General features: G+C 71.4%; 19 protein-coding genes. 10 read left to right on the forward strand and 9 right to left on the reverse strand.

Features of this window, described 5'->3' with window-relative positions; translation table 11 throughout:
- Positions 1-13: 13 nt before the first annotated feature.
- From ACNKF0_RS11615 to ACNKF0_RS11625, 3 genes are all read right to left on the reverse strand, one after another.
- Positions 14-394, reverse strand: coding sequence for an RNA polymerase-binding protein RbpA (locus ACNKF0_RS11615; protein WP_056907751.1), 381 nt, complete (start codon positions 392-394; stop codon positions 14-16).
- 234 nt (positions 395-628) lie between these two features.
- The gene (locus ACNKF0_RS11620) at positions 629-1,990 is read right to left on the reverse strand and encodes an MFS transporter (protein WP_299928423.1); all 1,362 of its coding nucleotides are present in this window, start codon (positions 1,988-1,990) and stop codon (positions 629-631) included.
- Positions 1,987-2,823, reverse strand: coding sequence for a glycerophosphodiester phosphodiesterase (locus tag ACNKF0_RS11625; protein WP_416952282.1), 837 nt, complete (start codon positions 2,821-2,823; stop codon positions 1,987-1,989). Before ACNKF0_RS11625 ends, ACNKF0_RS11620 begins: the two co-directional genes overlap by 4 nt.
- 71 nt (positions 2,824-2,894) lie before the next feature.
- Here ACNKF0_RS11625 and ACNKF0_RS11630 point away from each other — a divergent pair, with 71 nt between their 5' ends.
- Both ACNKF0_RS11630 and ACNKF0_RS11635 read left to right on the forward strand, forming a co-directional pair.
- Positions 2,895-3,119: a hypothetical protein gene (locus ACNKF0_RS11630; RefSeq protein WP_416952284.1), complete on the forward strand. Its 225-nt coding sequence runs from the start codon at positions 2,895-2,897 to the stop codon at positions 3,117-3,119.
- Positions 3,120-3,296: 177 nt separating this feature from the next.
- A complete protein-coding gene (locus ACNKF0_RS11635; RefSeq protein WP_416952286.1) occupies positions 3,297-3,497 on the forward strand; it encodes a hypothetical protein in 201 nt (66 codons plus the stop codon).
- 309 nt (positions 3,498-3,806) lie between these two features.
- Here ACNKF0_RS11635 and ACNKF0_RS11640 read toward each other — a convergent pair whose 3' ends face one another.
- Positions 3,807-5,330, reverse strand: a complete 1,524-nt coding sequence (locus ACNKF0_RS11640) for a helix-turn-helix domain-containing protein (RefSeq protein WP_299928411.1) — start codon at positions 5,328-5,330, stop codon at positions 3,807-3,809.
- Between the two features lie 123 nt (positions 5,331-5,453).
- On the opposite strand from ACNKF0_RS11640, the gene ACNKF0_RS11645 reads away from it, so the two are divergent.
- Together ACNKF0_RS11645 and ACNKF0_RS11650 are read left to right on the forward strand one after the other, a co-directional pair.
- Entirely contained in the window at positions 5,454-6,470 is a 1,017-nt protein-coding gene (locus ACNKF0_RS11645) for a zinc-dependent alcohol dehydrogenase family protein (protein WP_416952289.1), read from the forward strand.
- On the forward strand, positions 6,467-8,263 hold the full coding sequence (locus ACNKF0_RS11650; protein WP_416952292.1) for an alkaline phosphatase D family protein: 1,797 nt from the start codon (positions 6,467-6,469) through the stop codon (positions 8,261-8,263). Before ACNKF0_RS11645 ends, ACNKF0_RS11650 begins: the two co-directional genes overlap by 4 nt.
- A gap of 19 nt (positions 8,264-8,282) precedes the next feature.
- Here the strand turns inward: ACNKF0_RS11650 and ACNKF0_RS11655 are convergent, their stop codons facing one another.
- A complete protein-coding gene (locus tag ACNKF0_RS11655) occupies positions 8,283-8,429 on the reverse strand; it encodes a hypothetical protein (RefSeq protein WP_416952294.1) in 147 nt (48 codons plus the stop codon).
- A gap of 135 nt (positions 8,430-8,564) precedes the next feature.
- Here ACNKF0_RS11655 and ACNKF0_RS11660 point away from each other — a divergent pair, with 135 nt between their 5' ends.
- Positions 8,565-9,680, forward strand: a complete 1,116-nt coding sequence (locus tag ACNKF0_RS11660; protein ID WP_416952296.1) for a DNA glycosylase AlkZ-like family protein — start codon at positions 8,565-8,567, stop codon at positions 9,678-9,680.
- A gap of 12 nt (positions 9,681-9,692) precedes the next feature.
- Here the strand turns inward: ACNKF0_RS11660 and ACNKF0_RS11665 are convergent, their stop codons facing one another.
- Positions 9,693-10,490, reverse strand: coding sequence for an SRPBCC family protein (locus tag ACNKF0_RS11665; RefSeq protein WP_416952298.1), 798 nt, complete (start codon positions 10,488-10,490; stop codon positions 9,693-9,695).
- Positions 10,491-10,502: 12 nt separating this feature from the next.
- Positions 10,503-10,985: a pyridoxamine 5'-phosphate oxidase family protein gene (locus ACNKF0_RS11670; RefSeq protein WP_416952300.1), complete on the reverse strand. Its 483-nt coding sequence runs from the start codon at positions 10,983-10,985 to the stop codon at positions 10,503-10,505.
- A 124-nt stretch (positions 10,986-11,109) separates the two neighbouring features.
- Between ACNKF0_RS11670 and ACNKF0_RS11675 the strand changes: the two genes are divergently transcribed.
- Entirely contained in the window at positions 11,110-13,473 is a 2,364-nt protein-coding gene (locus ACNKF0_RS11675) for an ATP-binding cassette domain-containing protein (RefSeq protein WP_416952302.1), read from the forward strand.
- A gap of 3 nt (positions 13,474-13,476) precedes the next feature.
- On the opposite strand, the gene ACNKF0_RS11680 is transcribed toward ACNKF0_RS11675, so the two are convergent.
- The gene (locus ACNKF0_RS11680; RefSeq protein ID WP_416952304.1) at positions 13,477-14,268 is read right to left on the reverse strand and encodes an Fpg/Nei family DNA glycosylase; all 792 of its coding nucleotides are present in this window, start codon (positions 14,266-14,268) and stop codon (positions 13,477-13,479) included.
- A gap of 74 nt (positions 14,269-14,342) precedes the next feature.
- Between ACNKF0_RS11680 and mmuM the strand changes: the two genes are divergently transcribed.
- Entirely contained in the window at positions 14,343-15,245 is a 903-nt protein-coding gene (gene mmuM / locus ACNKF0_RS11685) for a homocysteine S-methyltransferase (protein ID WP_416952306.1), read from the forward strand.
- 64 nt (positions 15,246-15,309) lie between these two features.
- Here the strand turns inward: mmuM and helR are convergent, their stop codons facing one another.
- Positions 15,310-17,523 (reverse strand): RNA polymerase recycling motor ATPase HelR, encoded by a 2,214-nt coding sequence (helR, locus tag ACNKF0_RS11690; protein WP_416952308.1) that lies wholly within the window; start codon positions 17,521-17,523, stop codon positions 15,310-15,312.
- A 109-nt stretch (positions 17,524-17,632) separates the two neighbouring features.
- Here helR and ACNKF0_RS11695 point away from each other — a divergent pair, with 109 nt between their 5' ends.
- The 3 genes from ACNKF0_RS11695 to ACNKF0_RS11705 are packed head-to-tail and all read left to right on the forward strand — an operon-like array spanning position 17,633 to position 18,635.
- The gene (locus ACNKF0_RS11695; protein WP_416952310.1) at positions 17,633-18,034 is read left to right on the forward strand and encodes a PaaI family thioesterase; all 402 of its coding nucleotides are present in this window, start codon (positions 17,633-17,635) and stop codon (positions 18,032-18,034) included.
- Entirely contained in the window at positions 18,031-18,393 is a 363-nt protein-coding gene (locus ACNKF0_RS11700; protein WP_416952312.1) for a DNA polymerase ligase N-terminal domain-containing protein, read from the forward strand. The genes ACNKF0_RS11695 and ACNKF0_RS11700 overlap by 4 nt, the downstream gene beginning before the upstream one ends.
- A gap of 32 nt (positions 18,394-18,425) precedes the next feature.
- Positions 18,426-18,635: a helix-turn-helix domain-containing protein gene (locus ACNKF0_RS11705; protein WP_416952314.1), complete on the forward strand. Its 210-nt coding sequence runs from the start codon at positions 18,426-18,428 to the stop codon at positions 18,633-18,635.
- Positions 18,636-18,729 lie beyond the last annotated feature (94 nt).

Genomic DNA, 18,729 nt, shown 5'->3' on the forward strand with positions numbered 1-18,729 from the left:
CCTGATCAGCTGATCAGCTGACGCGCTTCTTCTTGTTGGCGCGGTGCAGGTGCGCGGGGCCGATCTCGCCGCCGCGCAGCAGCTCCAGCCGCTCCTTGAGGATGTCCTCGAGCTCCTTCTCGGAGCGACGCTCCAGGAGCATGTCCCAGTGCGTGCGCACCGGCTTCTCGACCTTCTCCTCGGGGAGGATGCCCGCCGTGCTCAGGGCCTCCTCGCCACATCGCGGGCACTCCCACTTGGCCGGGATGTCGGCCTCGACCGACATCGTGACCTCGAAGTCGTGCCCCTGCTTGCACCGGTAACCGACCTGCTGCCGAGCGGCGAACTCGATGCCGCGCTCGTCCTCGAAACTCTGGCCGCCGAGCCGTGCGCCACGTAGTGTGCGCTCCGCCACCGTGCCCACCTCCATTGGGTTGCTGACACCCGTTGTGTTGTTCGGGTCTTCCAGTGCAACGAGCCAGACAATGGTTCGTGACGCCGCTCGTGGCGACGCGGCTCGACCGCACCGGAACTTCTACGATCTTCAACGGTAGCGGGGACCGCACAATTCCGCGGATTCATGGTGCCGGCGGCCACGCTCAGGCGAGACGAACTTCACCCCCAGGGGTGGACCTGGCCCCGAGCAGGCTCAGATCACGGCGGGTACGTCGTTGCCCGCCTCGCGGATGCCGCGCTCGGTGTCGACCCGGGTGAGCAGCAGGCCGCCGATCACGAAGAAGGCGATCAGGGCGAACAGCGCCGGCCGGTAGGAGTCGGTGAGGGCGAGCACGATGCCGAACGTGGCCGTGCCGAACCAGGAGGTGCCGCGGTCCATCGCGTGGTAGAAGCTGAAGTACTCCGCCTCCTTGCCCCGGGGGATGAGGAGGGAGAAGTAGGACCGGGCGAGGGCCTGCGTGCCACCCAGCACGATGCCGATGGCCACGCCCATCACCAGGAAGAGGGCCACGTTGCCGGCCGGCAGGAACAGGCCCGCCGTGACGATCACGCACCAGATGGCCAGTCCCATCAGGATGGTCCGCTTGGCGCCCACCCGGCCGGCGAGCCGGCCGAACAGCAGCGCACCGCCGAAGGCCACGAACTGCACCATCAGGATCGTGGCGATGAGGACCGTCTGGCCGTGGCCGAGCTCCTCCGAGCCGTAGACCGACGCGGACGCGATGACGGTCTGGATGCCGTCGTTGAAGAACAGGTAGGCGATCAGGAACGTCAGGGCCATGGGGTACTGCCGCATGTCGCGCAGCGTGGCCGCGAGCTGGCCGAAGCTCCGGCGGATCGCGTTGCCCTCCACCTGCTCGACCGCGACCGGCGGGTGGTCGTTGAGCTTGAGGAAGGGGATCAGGGTGAACCCGGCCCACCACACGGCTGCCGACAGCATGCACAGGCGGGCGGCGAGTCCCTCGTCGAGCCCGAGGGCCTCGTGCCCGAGGTAGACGGCCAGGTTGAGCACGAGGAGGAGGCCGCCGCCGAGGTAGCCGAAGGCCCAGCCGCGGGAGGAGACCCGGTCCCGGTCGTCCTCGTCGGAGATGAGCGGCAGGATCGAGTCGTTGACCACGCCGGCCGCGCCGAAGAACAGGTTGCCCAGCACGATGCCGACCGCGGCGAGCTGCCAGTTGTCGCCCGTCGCGAAGAAGATCAGTGAGGCGAAGAACGCGCCGATCCAGGCCAGGGTCGCGAGCAGGCGCTTCTTGTTGGCCACGCGGTCGGCGTAGGCCCCCAGCGGGGGCAGGACCAGTGCGGACAGGATCGTGGAGACCGTGATCAGCCAGAAGAACAGCGAGTCGGGCGGCAGGGAGATCCCGCCGACCTCGAAACGGCCGTCCTCGCCGCCGACCGCGTTCTCGGCCAGGTTGATGAAGTAGGGGCCGAAGAAGACGGTGCCGATGGTGGTCGTGTAGGCGCTGTTGGCCCAGTCGTACCAGTACCAGGCCTTCTGCTCGCGCGCCTGCTCGAGCGGCGCGAGGTTGGCGATCCCGCCCTCCACGTCCGTCATGCGTCCCCCTCCATGCCGTCCCCCTGCCATGGCTGGTCGGGGCCGTTCCACTGTCCGCGGGCGCGGAGCACGTCCCTGAGTATGTCCGTGCGATCGGTCATGATGCCGTCGACACCACGGTCCAGGAGGGCGTTCATCTCAATTGGATCGTCGATGGTCCAGACGTGCACCTGGACGCCGGCCGCGCGGGCCCGTCGTACGAGCCCGCGCGAGACCACGAGGACGCGGCCCCGCCGGTGGGGGACCTGCAGCGCCACCGGACGCCCGCGGGTGAGCCACCGGGCGAGCCGGGCGCTGGGGGACAGCACGAAGGCGACCACCTCCAGCGGGTGGGCCGAGGTGGCCACCCGGCCACCCGTGCGCCGGCGGAACGCGTTCATCCGGCGTCCGGAGAACGAGCCGACCAGCACCCGGTCCCACGCCTGACGCTCCTCGATGAAGCGCGCGAGCGCCTCGACCGCGCCCTCGGACTTGAGGTCGATGTTGAAGCGAGCCCGCGGGAAGGCGTCGAAGAGGTCGGCGAGGGTCGGCACCCGCTCGCGACCGCCGATCAGGGCCTGCTGCACCTCGGCGTACGTCGAGTCCGCGATGCTGCCGGTGCGGTCGGTCACCCGGTCCAGGACGGTGTCGTGGAACGCCAGCAGGACGCCGTCGCGGGTGACGTGGACGTCGGTCTCGAGGTAGGTGTAGCCGAGCTCGACCGCGTGCGCGAACGCGGCCAGCGTGTTCTCGAGGCCCTCGATGTCGGGGTGGTAGGCGCCACCACGGTGGGCGAAGGCAAGGGGCCGTCCGCTGTCGAGGTAGGCAGGTACGGACCGTTGGGGCGACGTCACGTCAGAAGTATGGACGTCAGCGGTACCGTCGGGGGATGGAGAGCATGACGTGTCCCCGGTGTGGTGTGGAGATGGACCAGCGGACCCACGGTGAGGCGACGGTCAGCTCGTGCCCTGAGGGGCACGGGGTGTTCCTCGCGCGCGCCGACCTGGGGATGCTGGTCGAGGCGGAGAACGACTGGCACCGCAACGCCGGCCAGCACACCGCACCCCTGCCGCGCATCACCGCCGACATGACCGCCCCACCGACGACCGGCAAGGTGTCGCGGGCCTGGGTCGAGACGTTGTTCAGCTGAGCGGTCGCCGCTGCGTGCCTTACTGGGTGTGTCCCACTTCCCGGCTGAATCGGTCCCGGGGAAGCGCACGCTCATGACGATGAGCGGAACGCCGTCGCCCCCGGACCTCGACTGCACCGTCGTGCCGTGCTTTGATCGAAACGTACCTGTGCGCGGACGACCGAGGGGAGCCCCATAGTGCTGCAGTTCATCTTCGCTGTCGTAGCCGTGCTGTTCATGGTTGCCGTCATCGTCGCCTATCTCGTCCTGGTCGTCAGTGACGTGCGCAGCAGGAACGGTGAACCTCTGGACCCCGACGGGCAGCGCCGCTTGGACGCACATGAACAGCGTGACGCTCAGCGACGGGTCAACAAGGGCGCTCGCAGCGCCGGCTGGTAGCGAAGGAGCGGACCACCTGCGCCGCTCCAGGATGACCTCTGCATCAGCACGGGGCGACTGAGTTCGCCCTGCACGTGTGGCCTTGCAGGACGTCATGAGTTCTCGCGGTGCGAACCGGCATTGTTCATGACGTCATGGGGAGCAGCGCGGCAGGTGTGCTGAGGTCATCGCTACCCCGGCGGGGCAGCGCGGCAGTTCGTCGGGGTCAAGTTCTTGGCGATGGCCCTGCGCCGGGTGATGGAGAGGCCGCAGGGTTGCGCTGGGTCACACCGCGACCGGCGACTCGTCCCTCGTCGCCGGCTGCCCGTCTCAGATGTCGCGGAAGGTCTCGATGTTGGCGCCGAGCTCGTTGAGGCGCTCGGCGAGGTCCTCGTAGCCGCGGTGGATGACGTACGTCGAGCGCAGCACGCTGCGGCCCTTCGAGGCGAGCATCGCGATCAGCAGCACGACGGCCGGGCGCAGGGCGGGCGGGCAGACGATCTCCGCGCCCGAGAAGTGCGTCGGGCCCTCGATCAGCACGCGGTGCGGGTCGAGGAGCTTGACCTGGGCACCGAGCTTGTTGAGCTCGGTGAGGTAGATCGCGCGGTTCTCGTAGACCCAGTCGTGGAGGAGCGTCTGGCCCTCGGCGACCGCGGCGATGACGGCGAAGAACGGCAGGTTGTCGATGTTGAGGCCGGGGAACGGCATCGGGTGGATCTTGTCGAGCGGCGCCCGCAGCTCGGAGGGGTGGGTGGTGATGTCCACCAGCCGGGTCTCGCCGTTGAGGGCGGCGTACTCGGGGGAGCGGTCGTAGCGGAATCCCATCTCCTCCAGCGTCGCGAGCTCGATCTCGAGGAACTCGATCGGCACCCGACGGATGGTGATGGACGACTTGGTCACGATGGCGGCCGCGAGGAGCGACATCGCCTCGATCGGGTCCTCGGCGGGGGCGTAGTCGACGTCGACGTCGATGGACGACCGGCCGGTGACCTTGAGCGTCGTGGTGCCGATGCCCTCGACCTCCACGCCCAGGCGCTGGAGGTAGAAGCACAGGTCCTGGACCATGTAGTTGGACGAGGCGTTGCGGATCACGGTCGTACCCGGGTGGAGCGCCGCGGCCATGAGGGCGTTCTCGGTGACCGTGTCGCCGCGCTCGGTCAGCACGATCGGCCGGGACGGCTCGATGGTGCGGTTGACGCTGGCGTGGTAGCTGCCGTCGCTCGCCTTCACCTCGAGGCCGAAGGGACGCAGCGCCGACATGTGCGGCTCGACCGTGCGCTCGCCGAGGTTGCAGCCACCGGCGTAGGGGAGGTCGAACTCGTCGTAGCGGTGCAGCAGCGGGCCGAGGAACATGATCACGGAGCGCGTACGTCGCGCTGCCGTCTCGTCGATGGCCGCGAGGTTGAGGTCCGCGGGCGGGATGATCTCCAGGTCGTTGTCGTCACCGACCCAGCGGGTGGCCACGCCGAGCGAGTTGAGCACCTCGAGCAGGCGGTTGACCTCCTCGATGCGCGCGACCTTGCGCAACGTCGTACGACCCTTGTTGAGCAGCGAGGCACACAGCAGCGCGACGCCGGCGTTCTTCGAGGTCTTGACGTCGATCGAGCCGGACAGCGTGGTGGGACCGTCGACGCGCAGGTGCGTGGGTCCGGCGCCCAGGGCCACGATCTCGGAGTCGAGTGCCGCGCCGATGCGGGCCAGCATCTCGAGGGAGAGGTTCTGGTGGCCCTTCTCGATGCGGTTGATCGCACTCTGGCTCGTGCCGAGCAGCTCGGCCAGCTGGTGCTGGGTGAGCCCGCGGTGCTTGCGGGCGTCGCGGATGAGGTTGCCGATGCGACCCTTGTAGTCAGCCATGCGACAACGGTATCTCAGATATGAGATAACGCTAGTTCGCCGCTCCCGGGCGTCCTTCGACGACGGCGGGAGGGACGCCCGTAGGGAGGGATGGCGTGCACACGTGCATGGCAGGATCGGCCCATGCGTGCCACCACCATCCATGCGCCCGGTGACATCCGCGTCGAGGAGGTCGCCGACCCGCGGATCGAGCTGCCCACCGACGCGATCGTCAAGGTGGTCGCCGGCTGCATCTGCGGCTCCGACCTCTGGCCCTACCGCGGTGAGAACGACGTGAGCGCCGGGTCGACGATCGGCCACGAGTGCATCGGCGTCGTGGAGGAGGTGGGCTCGGAGGTCTCCGCCACCAAGGTCGGCGACTTCGTGATCGTCCCGTTCTGCCACTGCGACAACACCTGCGCGCACTGCCGCGCGGGGGTGCAGTCGGCGTGCGTCAACCTCGGCATGACCCAGAGCGGGCAGGGCGAGTACGCCCGGGTGACCCAGGCCGACGGCAGCCTCGTCGCGACCGACGGGATGCCTGACGAGCACCTGGTCCCGTCGCTGCTGGCGCTCACCGACGTGATGGCCACCGGCTGGCACGCGGCGGTCGCCGCCGGCGTGCAGCCCGGGCACACCGTCGTCGTGGTCGGCGACGGCGCGGTCGGCCTCAGCGGGGTGCTCGCGGCCTCTCAGATGGGCGCCGAGCGCGTGATCGCGATGTCGCGCCACGAGCCCCGTCAGGAGATCGCCCGGTCCTTCGGCGCGACCGACGTCGTCGCCGAGCGCGGCAAGGAGGGGGAGGCCCGCATCGCCGACCTCACCGACGGCATCGGCGCCGACGCCGTCCTCGAGTGCGTCGGCACCGACGGCGCCATGAAGACGGCGTTCACCGTCGCGCGCCCGGGCTCGACGGTCGGCTTCGTGGGCGTGCCGCACGGCGTCGAGCTGCCGGTGCGCCGGATGTTCCAGAAGAACGTCGGCCTCGCCGGCGGGATGGCCCCGGTCCGCCGCTACCTGCCTGACCTGCTCGACCGGGTGCTGTCGGGTGCGATCGACCCGGGCAGGGTCTTCGACCTGACGCTCCCGATGGCCGAGGCGGCCGAGGGCTACCGGGCCATGGACGAGCGTCGCGCGATCAAGGTGCTCCTCCGCCCATGACGTCACCCGAGGACAAGCTGCTGCTCGGTCCGCTGCTCCGCTACGTCGACGAGACCTCGGCGTCGGTCTGGGTCGAGACGGACGGCCCCGGTCGCGTCACGGTGGCCCGGGGGACGGCGAGCGCCAGCGCGTCGACGTTCGTCGTCCACGACCACCACTACGCCCTCGTCGAGCTCGACGGGCTCGCTCCGGGCACCGCGGAGCCCTACTCGGTCACGATCGACGGCGACCGGGTGTGGCCGCCGGTCGGGTCGCCGTTCCCCGACCCCGTCATCGCCACCCTCGAGGCGGGCCGGCCACTGCACCTGGCGTTCGGCTCGTGCCGCACGTCGGTCTCCCACGACGAGAAGGGCAACAGGACCCACGGCGTCGACGCCCTGCGCGCGTGGGCACTGCGTGTCGCCGGACAGGTCGAGGCCGCCGACCCGGACGATGCCGACCTCGACCCGGACCGTCTCCCCGACCTGGTGCTGTTCCTGGGCGACCAGGTCTACGCCGACGAGACCACCGACGCGATGCGCGAGTTCATCGAGTCCCGCCGCGACATCGAGCAGCCGCCGTGGACCGAGCTCCAGGACTACGAGGAGTACGCCCACCTCTACAAGCTCGCGTGGTCCGATCCCGCGAACCGGTGGCTGCTGTCGACCGTGCCGAGCGCGATGATCTTCGACGACCACGACATCCGCGACGACTGGAACACGTCGATGGACTGGCGTCGGGAGATGGAGGCCACCTCGTGGTGGCACGGACGCATCGTCGCCGGGCTGGCGTCCTACTGGGTCTACCAGCACCTGGGCAACATGTCGCCCGCCGAGCGGGAGCAGGATGAGGTCTACGCGAAGGTGCGCGCGCACCGGGGTGACGCCGAGCAGGACCTCGGTCCGTTCCTCGACGAGTTCGCCGCCAGGGTCGACCAGGAGCCACAGACCTACCGCTGGAGCTACACCCGCGACTTCGACACCCAGGCTCGGCTGGTGGTGGTCGACTCGCGCGCGGCCCGCAAGCTCGACCCGGACGACCGGGCGATGCTCGACGACGACGAGGCCGCCTGGCTCGACGAGCAGCTGCGCGGCGACGTCGACCACCTGCTGGTCGGCACGTCCCTGCCCTTCCTGCTCGCGCGCGGGCTGCACCACCTCGAGGCGTTCAGCGAGGCGCTCGCCCAGGGAGCGTGGGGCGAGCGTGGCGGCCGGATGGGGGAGAAGCTGCGCCAGCTGGTCGACCTCGAGCACTGGGGCGCCTTCCAGAACAGCTTCCAGCAGGTCGCGCGTCAGGTCATGGCGGTCGCGGCGGGGGAGCGGGGACGAGCCCCGTCCACCGTCACGTTCCTCTCGGGCGACGTGCACCACAGCTACGTCAGCGAGGCGCGTACGACACACGGCGGGCCGGTCCTGCGCTCGACGGTCCTCCAGGCCGTGTGCTCACCGATCCGCAACCCGCTCTCGCGCAACATGCGCTTCGCGACCGCCGCGCTCTCCTACGGCGTCGCCGGCCCGATGGGACGCCTCGCGTCGAAGTCGGCTCACGTGCCTGACGCGCCGCTCACCTGGACCTACGCCGAGGGGCCGTGGTTCGACAACAACCTGGCCTTCCTCCGGCTGGCCGGCCCGAGCCTGCGCATGTGGTGGGTCACCGGCGAGGTCGTCGACGACCACGACCGGCCGCGGCTGGCGAAGGTGGAGTCCTACGAGCTCGACGAGGACGGCAACCCGCCCCCGCGCGAGCACTTCGTGTCCAAGGTGCGCCGCAGGGTCACGCGGCGCGCGAAGGACGACTCGGTCCGCGAGCGCTGAGGAGAGCGGCGCCGGGGTCTCAGGCGTTGCTGAGCACGCGGTCGCGCCCGTGGGCGCAGCTGCACGTGTCCGAGCACGGCAGGTAGGTGTGACGACCGTGGCCGCACGCGCTGCACGGCAGGTCGTGAGAGAGGTGGACCGAGCTGGTCTCGACGGTGTCCCACATGCCGTCCACGGTCCCACCGGAACGCGCCCGACGGGCGCGAACCCGCCGGGAATGACCGATCTGGGGCAGGAATGACCCGTTCGGGTCATGCCGACGTGACCCCGACACACCGGGCTCGGGTCCTAGGATCGCGCCATGGGCGCCCCACCGAGCCTGGAGCTCACACCGAGGCAGGCCCGGCGCATCGCCGTACGCGCCCAGCTGCTCGCCGCGCCGCGCCCCACCGACGTGCTGGAGGTGGTCCGACACCTCGGGTTCCTCCAGGTCGACCTCACCCGCGTCGTGGCGCAGCATGCCGACCTCGCCCTGTGGACCCGGCTCGGGGCGGCCTACGCGCCGGAGGACCTCGAGGAGCTGGTGGGCGACGGCGCCCTGGTCGAGCTCCGGGCCATGCTGCTGCCCAGCGAGGATGTCGCGCTGCACCGCGCCGACATGGACGCCTGGCCCGGCGAGCCGCCGCTCAAGGAGTGGCAGGAGGACCTCGCCGACTGGGTGGCTGCCAACCACGGCTGTCGCCGCGACGTGCTCGCGCTGCTGCGCGCGGAGGGACCGACCGCCGCCCGCGACCTGCCGGACACGTGCGACGTGCCGTGGCGCTCGACGGGGTGGACCAACGACAAGAACGTGATGAAGCTGCTCGAGTGCCTCGAGGCGCGCGGCGAGGTGGCGGTCGCCTCGCGCGAGGGCAGGGAGAGACGCTGGGACCTCGCCGAGCGCGTCCACCCCGGTGACCCGGCGGTGCCCGCCGAGGAGGCCCACCACGTCCTCGCCGCGCGGCGCCTGCGGGCGCTCGGCATCGCCCGACCACGGGCGCTGGAGGCCTGGGACGAGAGGTACGACGTCCGCGGCACCGGTGCGGCCGCCCGCGTCGAGGGCGTACGCGGGGTGTGGCGGGTGGACCCCGACCGGCTGGCCGACCTCGACGCCTTCGAGGGGCGCACCGCGATCCTCTCGCCCCTGGACCGGCTGGTCTTCGACCGGAAGCGGATGGAGGACGTGTTCGGCTTCGACTACCAGCTGGAGATGTACAAGCCCGCAGCGAAGCGGCAGTGGGGCTACTGGGCGATGCCGGTGCTCGACGGCGACGAGCTGGTCGGGAAGGTCGACGCGACGGCCGACCGAGAGGCGGCCGTGCTCGTGGTCGACGCGGTGCACGAGGACGGTGACTGGTCCGCGGCGCGACGCCGGCGCGTGCACGCTGAGCTCGACGCGCTGGGGGAGTGGCTCGGGCTCGAGGTCGCCCGGCCCTGACCCGCGACGGCGTCAGCCCAGCTCGAGGCCGAGCGACGCGGCGAGCCGGCGCGGGTCGGCGACGGCGAGCGTGACGCCGGGGTGGGTGATCGTCCCAGTGGGGTCGATCGCCGGGACGGGCTCGTGGAAGGTCAGGCAGAGGGCGCGGTCGCCGTTCGTCGTGAACGAGACGCCGCGGTCGGTCAACGACAGGTGCGGGGGACCGGCGGTCCGGTGCCACGCGAAGCCACCCGTGAGCTCGGCCGAGGCGATGTTGGAGCGGGGCGTGACCAGGCGCCACGGCCCGTACCGCACGAACAGCCACTCCGGGCCGACCTCGACCGTGGTCGTGGCGGGAGTGATGCCGAAGGCACGCGCCGGAGGGACGTACGTCGGCGCGAAGGCGAAGTCAAAGGACTCCACCGCCTGCGGAGCGCCCTCGCCGCCGGGCTCGCGCACCAGACCCCGCAGCGCCGCGCCGGCAGGGACGCGGTAGGGCTGCAGCACGGCGGCCGTCGGGGCAGGCACGCGGAGCAGGGCGCGGCTGCCGCCGCCCGGCGCGGGCAGGACGTGGTGGTCCATGGTCACCGCGGCCGGTCCGCGACCGGCCCGCCAGGTCCACGACCGCAGCGCGGGGTCAACCCCGGTGACCTCGAAGTCCACGGCCACGCCTGCCGGGCCGTGCACCCGGCCGGTGGTGCCGACGGCGAGCACGTCGTCGGTCGCCTCGACGTCACGGATCAGCGGGGCCCACGACGACCAGGTCGCGGGCGTGGTGAAGCGCCGCCACGCCTCGTCGGCGGTGGCGGGACCGTGGGCGTCGACGAGCACGAGAAGACCCGCTCAGAGCCGGACGGTGTCGTTGTCGCCGAGGTCGGGCTTGTCGTCGCTGAGCAGCCCCTTGGCCATCTGGACGGCGACGGCGACCTTGCCCGGGGACTCCCAGTACTCCGCGGTGTCGCCGTCGATGCGCAGCAGCACGTTGTCGGGGTCGTCGGGACCTCCGGACATGAAGGCACCGGCGGACGCGTCCCACAGCTCGCGGAGCTTGGCCCGGTCGTCGCTGACGTGGGCGGTGCCGGTCAGCGAGACCCAGCCGGCCTTGCTGGCGTACGACACGTTGACCCGCGGGTCGGCTTCGATCGCGCGCACCTTGTCGCTGCTGCGCTCGGTGAGGAACCAGGTGGTGCCCGGGTCCTCGAAGTCCTGGGTGCCCATCGGCGTGGAGACCAGGCGGCCGTCGAGCGACACGTAGGTCAGCACGGCGATGTCGGTCGCCTCCATGATCTCGGCAACGGGCGCGGTCCGTTCGTCGTGGGTGCTCATGCCTCGACACTGGCACGGTGGACAAACCCGGCACCCCACCCGAGGGGCGGAGTCGGTCACGACAGCGGCGCGCGGGGCGTCGTACTGGCAGGATTGCACCCGCCACGACAGGGGAGACGCACACGTGACCACCACACACCCGGCCGACGACCACGCACTGATCCGCGTCGAGGGCGCGCGGGAGAACAACCTCAAGAACGTCAGCGTCGAGCTGCCCAAGCGCCGCCTGACGGTCTTCACGGGGGTGTCGGGCTCGGGGAAGAGCTCGCTCGTCTTCGCGACGATCGCGGCGGAGTCGCAGCGGATGATCAACGAGACCTACAGCGCGTTCGTGCAGGGCTTCATGCCCACCCTGGCGCGACCCGACGTGGACCACCTCGAGGGCCTGACGACGGCGATCATCGTCGACCAGGAGCGCATGGGTGCCAACCCGCGGTCCACCGTCGGCACGGCCACCGACGCCAACGCGATGCTGCGGATCCTCTTCAGCCGGCTCGGGGACCCGTACGTCGGCCCGCCGACGGCGTACTCCTTCAACGTCCCGACCCGCAAGGCGAGCGGGATGATGACCACGGAGAAGGGTGGTCACACCGAGCGCCGGATCGCCAAGCAGGAGGTCTACCTCGGCGGCATGTGTCCGCGCTGTGAGGGCATGGGCAAGGTCAACGACATCGACCGGACCGCTCTCTACGACGAGGACAAGTCGCTCTCCGAGGGTGCGCTGACGGTGCCCGGCTACTCGATGGACGGGTGGTACGGCCGGTTGTTCGAAGGCATGGGACTGCCGATGGACAAGCCGATCCGGTCGTTCACCAAGAAGCAGCTCGAGACGATGCTGTGGGCCGAGCCGACCAAGATCAAGGTCGAGGGGGTCAACCTCACCTTCAACGGGATCATCCCCCAGATCCAGAAGTCGATGCTGTCCAAGGACCCCGAGGCCATGCAGCCGCACATCCGGCGCTTCGTCGAACGGGCCGTCACCTTCCAGACCTGCCCCGACTGCGACGGCACGCGGCTCACGCCCGAGGCCCGGAAGTCGACGATCGCCGACAAGTCCATCGCCGACCTGTGCGAGATGCAGATCAGCGACCTCGCGGACTGGGTCCGAGACCTCGACGAGCCGTCGGTGGCGCCGCTGCTCAAGGGCCTGCAGCACCTGCTCGACTCGTTCAGCGAGATCGGCCTGGGCTACCTCTCGCTCGACCGGCCGGCCGGCACGCTGTCCGGCGGTGAGGCGCAGCGCACCAAGATGATCCGCCACCTCGGGTCCTCGCTCACCGACGTGACCTACGTCTTCGACGAGCCCACGATCGGGCTGCACCCCCACGACATCGAGCGGATGAACAACCTCCTGCTCCAGCTGCGCGACAAGGGCAACACCGTGCTGGTGGTGGAGCACAAGCCGGAGACGATCGGCATCGCCGACCACGTGGTCGACATCGGTCCGGACGCCGGGGCCGCGGGCGGCACCATCTGCTTCGAGGGCGACGTCGACGGCCTCCGCACGAGCGACACCATCACCGGCAGGCACCTCGACGACCGCGCGCGGCTCAAGGAGACGGTGCGCGAGGCGACCGGCGCGATGGAGGTGCGCGGCGCCTCGACCCACAACCTCCGCGACGTCGACGTCGACGTGCCGCTCGGGCTCCTCACCGTCGTCACCGGCGTGGCAGGGTCGGGCAAGAGCTCGCTCATCCACGGCTCGCTGGCCGGGCGCGACGAGGTCGTCGTGATCGACCAGGGCGCCATCAAGGGCTCCCGGCGCAGCAACCCGGCGACCTACACCGGGCTGCTCGAGCCGATCCGAAAGGCGTTCGCCAAGGCCAACGGCGTCAAGCCCGCACTCTTCAGCTCCAACTCCGAGGGCGCCTGCCCGACGTGCAACGGCGCCGGGGTGATCTTCACCGAGCTCGGCCCGATGGCGACGGTGGAGTCGCCGTGCGAGGAGTGCGAGGGCCGACGCTTCAAGGCCGAGGTCCTCGAGCACACGCTGGGCGGCAAGGACATCGCCGAGGTGCACGAGATGTCGGTCGTCGACGCCCTCGCGCTCTTCAGCGACGGCGAGGCGAAGATCCCTGCTGCGGTGAAGATCCTCGACCGGCTGGTCGACGTCGGTCTGGGCTACCTGTCGCTTGGCCAGCCGCTCACCACGCTGTCCGGCGGTGAGCGCCAGCGACTCAAGCTCGCCACGCAGATGGGGGACAAGGGCGACGTCTACATCCTCGACGAGCCCACGACCGGCCTCCACCTCGCCGACGTGGCCAACCTGCTCGGCCTGCTCGACCGCCTCGTCGACGCGGGCAAGTCGGTCATCGTCATCGAGCACCACCAGGCCGTGATGGCGCACGCCGACTGGATCATCGACCTCGGTCCCGGCGCCGGCCACGACGGCGGCACCGTCGTGTTCGAGGGTCCGCCGGCCGCCATGGTGGCGGCGAAGGAGCCCACGCTGACCGGCAAGCACCTCGCGGCGTACGTCAGCGGTTGAGGGTCAGGCCTGGCAGACCGGGCACCAGAACAGCCGCCGGGCAGCGATCTGCGTGTCCTGGACGGCGGTCCCGCAGATCCGGCACGGCAGACCGGCCCGGCCGTAGACGTAGTGGGCGTCCACCCGGCGCGGCCGGCCCGCCGGGCGCTCCCGGTCCTCGGGGAGCGTCGTGACGATGCGCCCCGCGCGGACCCCGGCGCGCAGCAGCACCACGAGGTCGTCCCACAGGGCGTGCATCGCGGGCGCGTCGTGGAGGCGGCCCGGGCGCAACGGGTCGAGCCGCTGCCGGAACAGCACCTCGGCGCGGTAGACGTTGCCGACACCGGCGACTACCGCCTGGTCCATGAGGAGCGTCGCGATCGGCGCGCGGCTGCGCAGCACGCGGGCCACGAACGCCTCCCCGTCTGGGCGCCGCCGCAGCGGGTCCGGGCCCAGCCGCGCCAGGACAGCCGTGCGCTCCGCCTCGGTCAGCACCTCGCAGGCGGTCGGACCGCGCAGCTCCAGCCAGTGTCCGGCGCCCACGAGGCGCAGCCGCAGCGCTCCGCGGGCCTCCGGCGCCGGCAGGGTGCCGTCGCGGAATTTGCCGTAGAGACCGAGGTGCACGTGCAGCCACAGGTCGTCGTAGCGGTGGAAGAGGTGCTTGCCCCACGCGTCCGTGGAAGCGAGCACACGACCGTCGAGGAGACGGGCACCGTCCTCGAAGCGGCCCTGCGGGCTGTCGGCGGACACGGGCTCGCCGACGAGCAGGCGCGCGTGGCGGCGGGCGAGGCGGTGGATGGTGTGACCCTCTGGCACGCCCCGATCGTCGCCGACCCCTCCAACCACGGCGCCGCCCGCACGGGTGTGCTCGCACCTGCGAGCATGGAGCCATGAGTCCACGCGACCTGCGCGAGAGCATCGCCGAACGTCCTGTCGTCCTCGACGGTGGCCTCGCCACCCTGCTCGAGGAGCACGGCCACGACCTGTCGAGCGACCTCTGGTCGGCACGCCTGCTGCGCGACGACCCGGCCGCGATCGAGCGGGCCCACCGCGAGTTCTTCGCGGCAGGCGCCGAGGTCGCGACCACGTCGTCCTACCAGGTGTCGTTCGAGGGCTTCGGCGCCGAGGGTGCCGACCGTGACGATGTCGAGCGGCTGCTGCGCAGGAGCGTCCAGCTGGCCGCTGCCGCACGCGACGACGTCGCCCCCGACGGCTGGGTGGCCGCCTCGGTCGGACCGTACGGCGCGGTGCTGGCCGACGGCTCGGAGTACCGCGGCGACTACGACCTCGACGTCGCCGGCCTGCGGGCGTTCCACCGCCGGCGGCTCGACGTCCTGGCCTCGACCGTCGGTGAGCACGCCGACGTCCTCGCTGTGGAGACGATCCCGTGCCTGGCCGAGGTCGAGGCCGTGCTCGCCGAGCTCGACGGCAGCGGCGTACCGGCCTGGCTGTCGCTGTCGGCCGCCGACGGGATGACCCGCGCCGGCGAGCCGATCGGTGAGGCGTTCGCGATGGCGGCCGACGTCGCCGAGGTGGTCGCCGTCGGGGTGAACTGCACCTCGCCCGCCGACGCCGGTGCCGCCGTGCTGGTGGCCGGAGCGCATGGCCCCGCAGTCGTCTACCCCAACTCCGGGCAGGGCTGGAACGCCGCGACGAGGTCGTGGGAGGGACGGTCGGCGTTCGACCCCGCCGACGTCGCCGCCTGGGTGGAGGCGGGCGCCCGGCTGGTCGGGGGATGCTGCCGGGTGGGCACCGCCGACATCACCGCCCTGCGCGCCACGCTCGGCGGCTGACCGCCCCGGCCGGGGGACGTCCCGCCGGGACGTCATGAGAATGCGGGGCTCGAGCCGGCAGTTCTCATGACGTCAGCACGACCAGCCGCTGGGTGGCCCGCGTCATCGCGACGTAGCGGTCGACCGCGCCGGCCACGCCGTCGCCGAAGCGATCGGGGTCGACGAGCACGACGAGGTCGAACTCGAGACCCTTGACCAGCTCGGGGTCCAGCCGCCGCACGCGGTCGCGCCACGCCTGGTCGAGGGAGGAGCCTCGATGACCGCCACGCTCGACGACCACCGCCGTGCCCTCGACGTGCTCGGCCAACCAGTCGCCGATGATCGTGTCGCGCTCGGCGACCGGGGCGTGGAGCACCGGGACCCCGCTCTCGCGGACCGACGTGGGCACGTTGGCCTCCGGGAGCGCCGCGCGGATCACCGGCTCGGCCTCGGCCATCACCTCGGCGGGCGTGCGGTAGTTGACCGTCAGCGGCGCGACCGTGACCTCCTCCAGCCCGACGCGCGCCAGGCGCTCGGTCCACGACCCGGAGAAGCCGTGCCGTGCCTGCGCCGGGTCACCGACGACGGTCAGGCTGCGCGAGGGGCAACGCCGCAGCAGCATCGCCCACTCGGCGTCGCTGAGCTCCTGCGCCTCGTCGACGACGACGTGCGCGAACGGCCCGGCCAGCAGGTCCACGTCCGACGTCGGGAGCGCTGCGTCGTCGACCAGCGCGGTCTGCAGGTCGTCGTGGACGAGCATCGACACCAGCCCGTCCCCGAACTCGTCGGCGCCCGACTCGCGAGCCGTGGTGCGCAGGTCGTCGATCACCTCGCCGATCCGCGCGCGCTCGCGGGCCTCGGCCGCCTGCGTACGACGTCGGCGCCGCGAGGCCTCGGGGTCGCCGAGCCGCAGCCGGGCCGCGTCGAGGAGCGGGAGGTCGGCGTACGTCCACGCCTCGGGGTCGGTGCGGCGCAGCAGGCGCACGTCGTCGGGGCCGAGCCACGGGGCGCAGTGGCGCAGGTAGGCCGGCACCGTCCAGAGGTCGCCGACGAGGTCGGTGTGCTCGACCAGCGGCCAGGCGCGGTCGAAGGTGTCGCGCAGCCCGGCGTGGCGCTCGAGGACCCGGCGGAGCTCGACGGGGGAGAGGTCCTCGAACGCGTCCGCGGCCTTGTCGACGAGGATGGTGAGCACCTCGTCCCACACGTCGTCGCGGGCGAGGTTGTGCGGCGTGCCCGGGTCGGGGGAGCCGAAGGCCTCCGCCCACTCCGCCGCGGTGATCGGCACGTCGCCCCACGCGGTCTCGACCAGGTAGGACTCGGTGGGCGGCTCCTCGTAGAGGGCGACCGCCGGCTCGATCGCGGCCACCATCCGCAGGTCGGCCTTGAGCGTTGCCACCCGGTCGTCCGGCTCCGGACCCTGCGCCACCTCGGGCACGAGGTCGCGGACCGTGCACGTCTGGACACCTTCCTCGCCGAGGCTCGGCAGCACGTCGCCGACGTAGGCGAGGTAGGGCTCGTGCGGGCCGACGAACAGCACACCGCCGCGCCGGTGCCCCAACCGCGGGTCGGCGTAGAGCAGGTAGGCGGTGCGGTGCAGCGCGACGACGGTCTTGCCGGTGCCGGGTCCACCGTCGACCACGAGCGTGCCCCGTGACCCGGCCCGGACGATGGCGTCCTGGTCGGCCTGGATGGTGCCCAGCACGTCGCGCATCCGGGGCGTACGGCTGCCGCCGAGGGTGGCGATGAAGGCGGACTGGTCGTCGAGGGCCGCAGTGTGGGTGAGCCCCTCCTCGGTGAACGCCTCGTCCCAGTAGTCGACGATGCGCCCGCCCACCCAGCGGTAGCGCCGGCGGCTCACCAGTCCCTGCGGGTGCGCGTGGGTGGCGGCGAAGAACGGCTCGGCGGCGGGGGAGCGCCAGTCGACGAGCAGGCGGCGTCCGTCCGGGTCGGCCAGGCCGAAGCGGCCGACGTAGGTCGGCTCGTCCACGTCCTGGTGGACGATGCGGCCGAGGCAGAGATCGAGGTCGTAGCGGCGCAGGGCCCGCAACCGGGAGGTCAGCCGGTGCACCTCCTGGTCGCGCTCGAGGGCGGCCGTGCCGTGCCGCACCGGCGTCCGCCTGGTCTCCGCCAGGCGCTCCTCGAGCTCGGCCACCGCACGCTCCAGGCCGTTCGCGATGCGGGTGAAGTGGTCGCGGTCGCGGGCGATGAGACCCGGGTCGGCCTTGGCCGCGAGGGCGTCGGGAAGGGCGAACGGTGCGGTGTCCGGAAAGCTGTCCCGGGAGCTGTCGTGCTGCGTCACGCCGTGCAGTGTGAGCGCTGCACGGGGTCTTGCGGCAAGCCCCCGGATGGCCTATACGTTGAGAGTGGAGGCAGTCCAGGCCGTCGGTTCGGTCCCGATCCTGGAGGCCATGGGGATCCGTGTCGTCGAGGTCCGTCCCGGCTTCGCCGCCGCCGAGCTGCCGCCGGAGCCCAACGTGAACCACTTCGGCGTCACCTACGCCGGGTCCCTCTTCAGCGTGGCCGAGATGCTCGGTGGCCTGCTGAGCCTGGCCACCTTCGACCTCGACGACAGCGGCGAGCTCGCCGGGTTCGTGCCGCTCGTGAAGGAGTCGACGATCCGGTTCCGACGACCCGCGCTCGGCGTCGTACGCGCCTCGGCGTCGTTGCCGGACGACGAGGTCGCACGGGTGCGGGCCGACGCGCTGGCGACCGGCAAGGGGGAGTTCGTGCTCGAGGCGACTCTCACCGACGCTGCCGGCGAGGTCGTGGCGTCGACCACCGGGACCTACCAGGTCAGACGTCTCGGGTGAGCGCGCCGAGGTTCGTCCTGCACGACCACCGCCGGCCCAGCCCGCACTTCGACCTGCGGCTCGAGGAGGACGGCGTGCTGCGCAGCTGGGCGGTGCCCAAGGGGCTGCCGGCCGACACCCGCCACGACCGTCTCGCGATCGCGGTGGACGACCACGACCTCGACCACGTGGACTTCGAGGACGAGCACAAGTCCGTCGCCGACACCGGCACCTGGGAGGAGCACTCCCGTGACGACCGGCGTCTGGTGTTCTCGCTGCACGGCCGCGAGGGCGTACGTCGCTACGCCCTGATCCACACCGGAGGCTCCCAGTGGCTGCTGCACCTGACCAAGCAGCAGTCCGCCGTCAACGAGGGTTGACAAGGGGGCGTTATGTCAACGAAGGTTGACGCATGAGGACTGCTGTCGACGCCGAGGAACCGAGCGAGGAGAGCCCGCTCGAGGAGCTCATGCGCATCGCCCGCGCCAAGCACGACCTCGCGGCGGCCGAGGCCGTCGCGGTGCGCCGCGCCCGCATCCACGGTTTCTCCTGGGCCGAGATCGGCACGATGCTCGGCGTGTCCAAGCAGGCCATGCACAAGAAGTACGGCAAGTTCGCCTGACGCCGCGGTCGACTCGGAGGCTCCAGGCGGAGGATCGGGGAACGACAGCTCGCCCAGGGCGAGCCAGGGTTCCCCAGTACGTGGTGCGACTCGA

It is taken from the genome of Nocardioides sp. T5 (assembly GCF_048161455.1).
Classification (GTDB): Bacteria; Actinomycetota; Actinomycetes; order Propionibacteriales; family Nocardioidaceae; genus Nocardioides.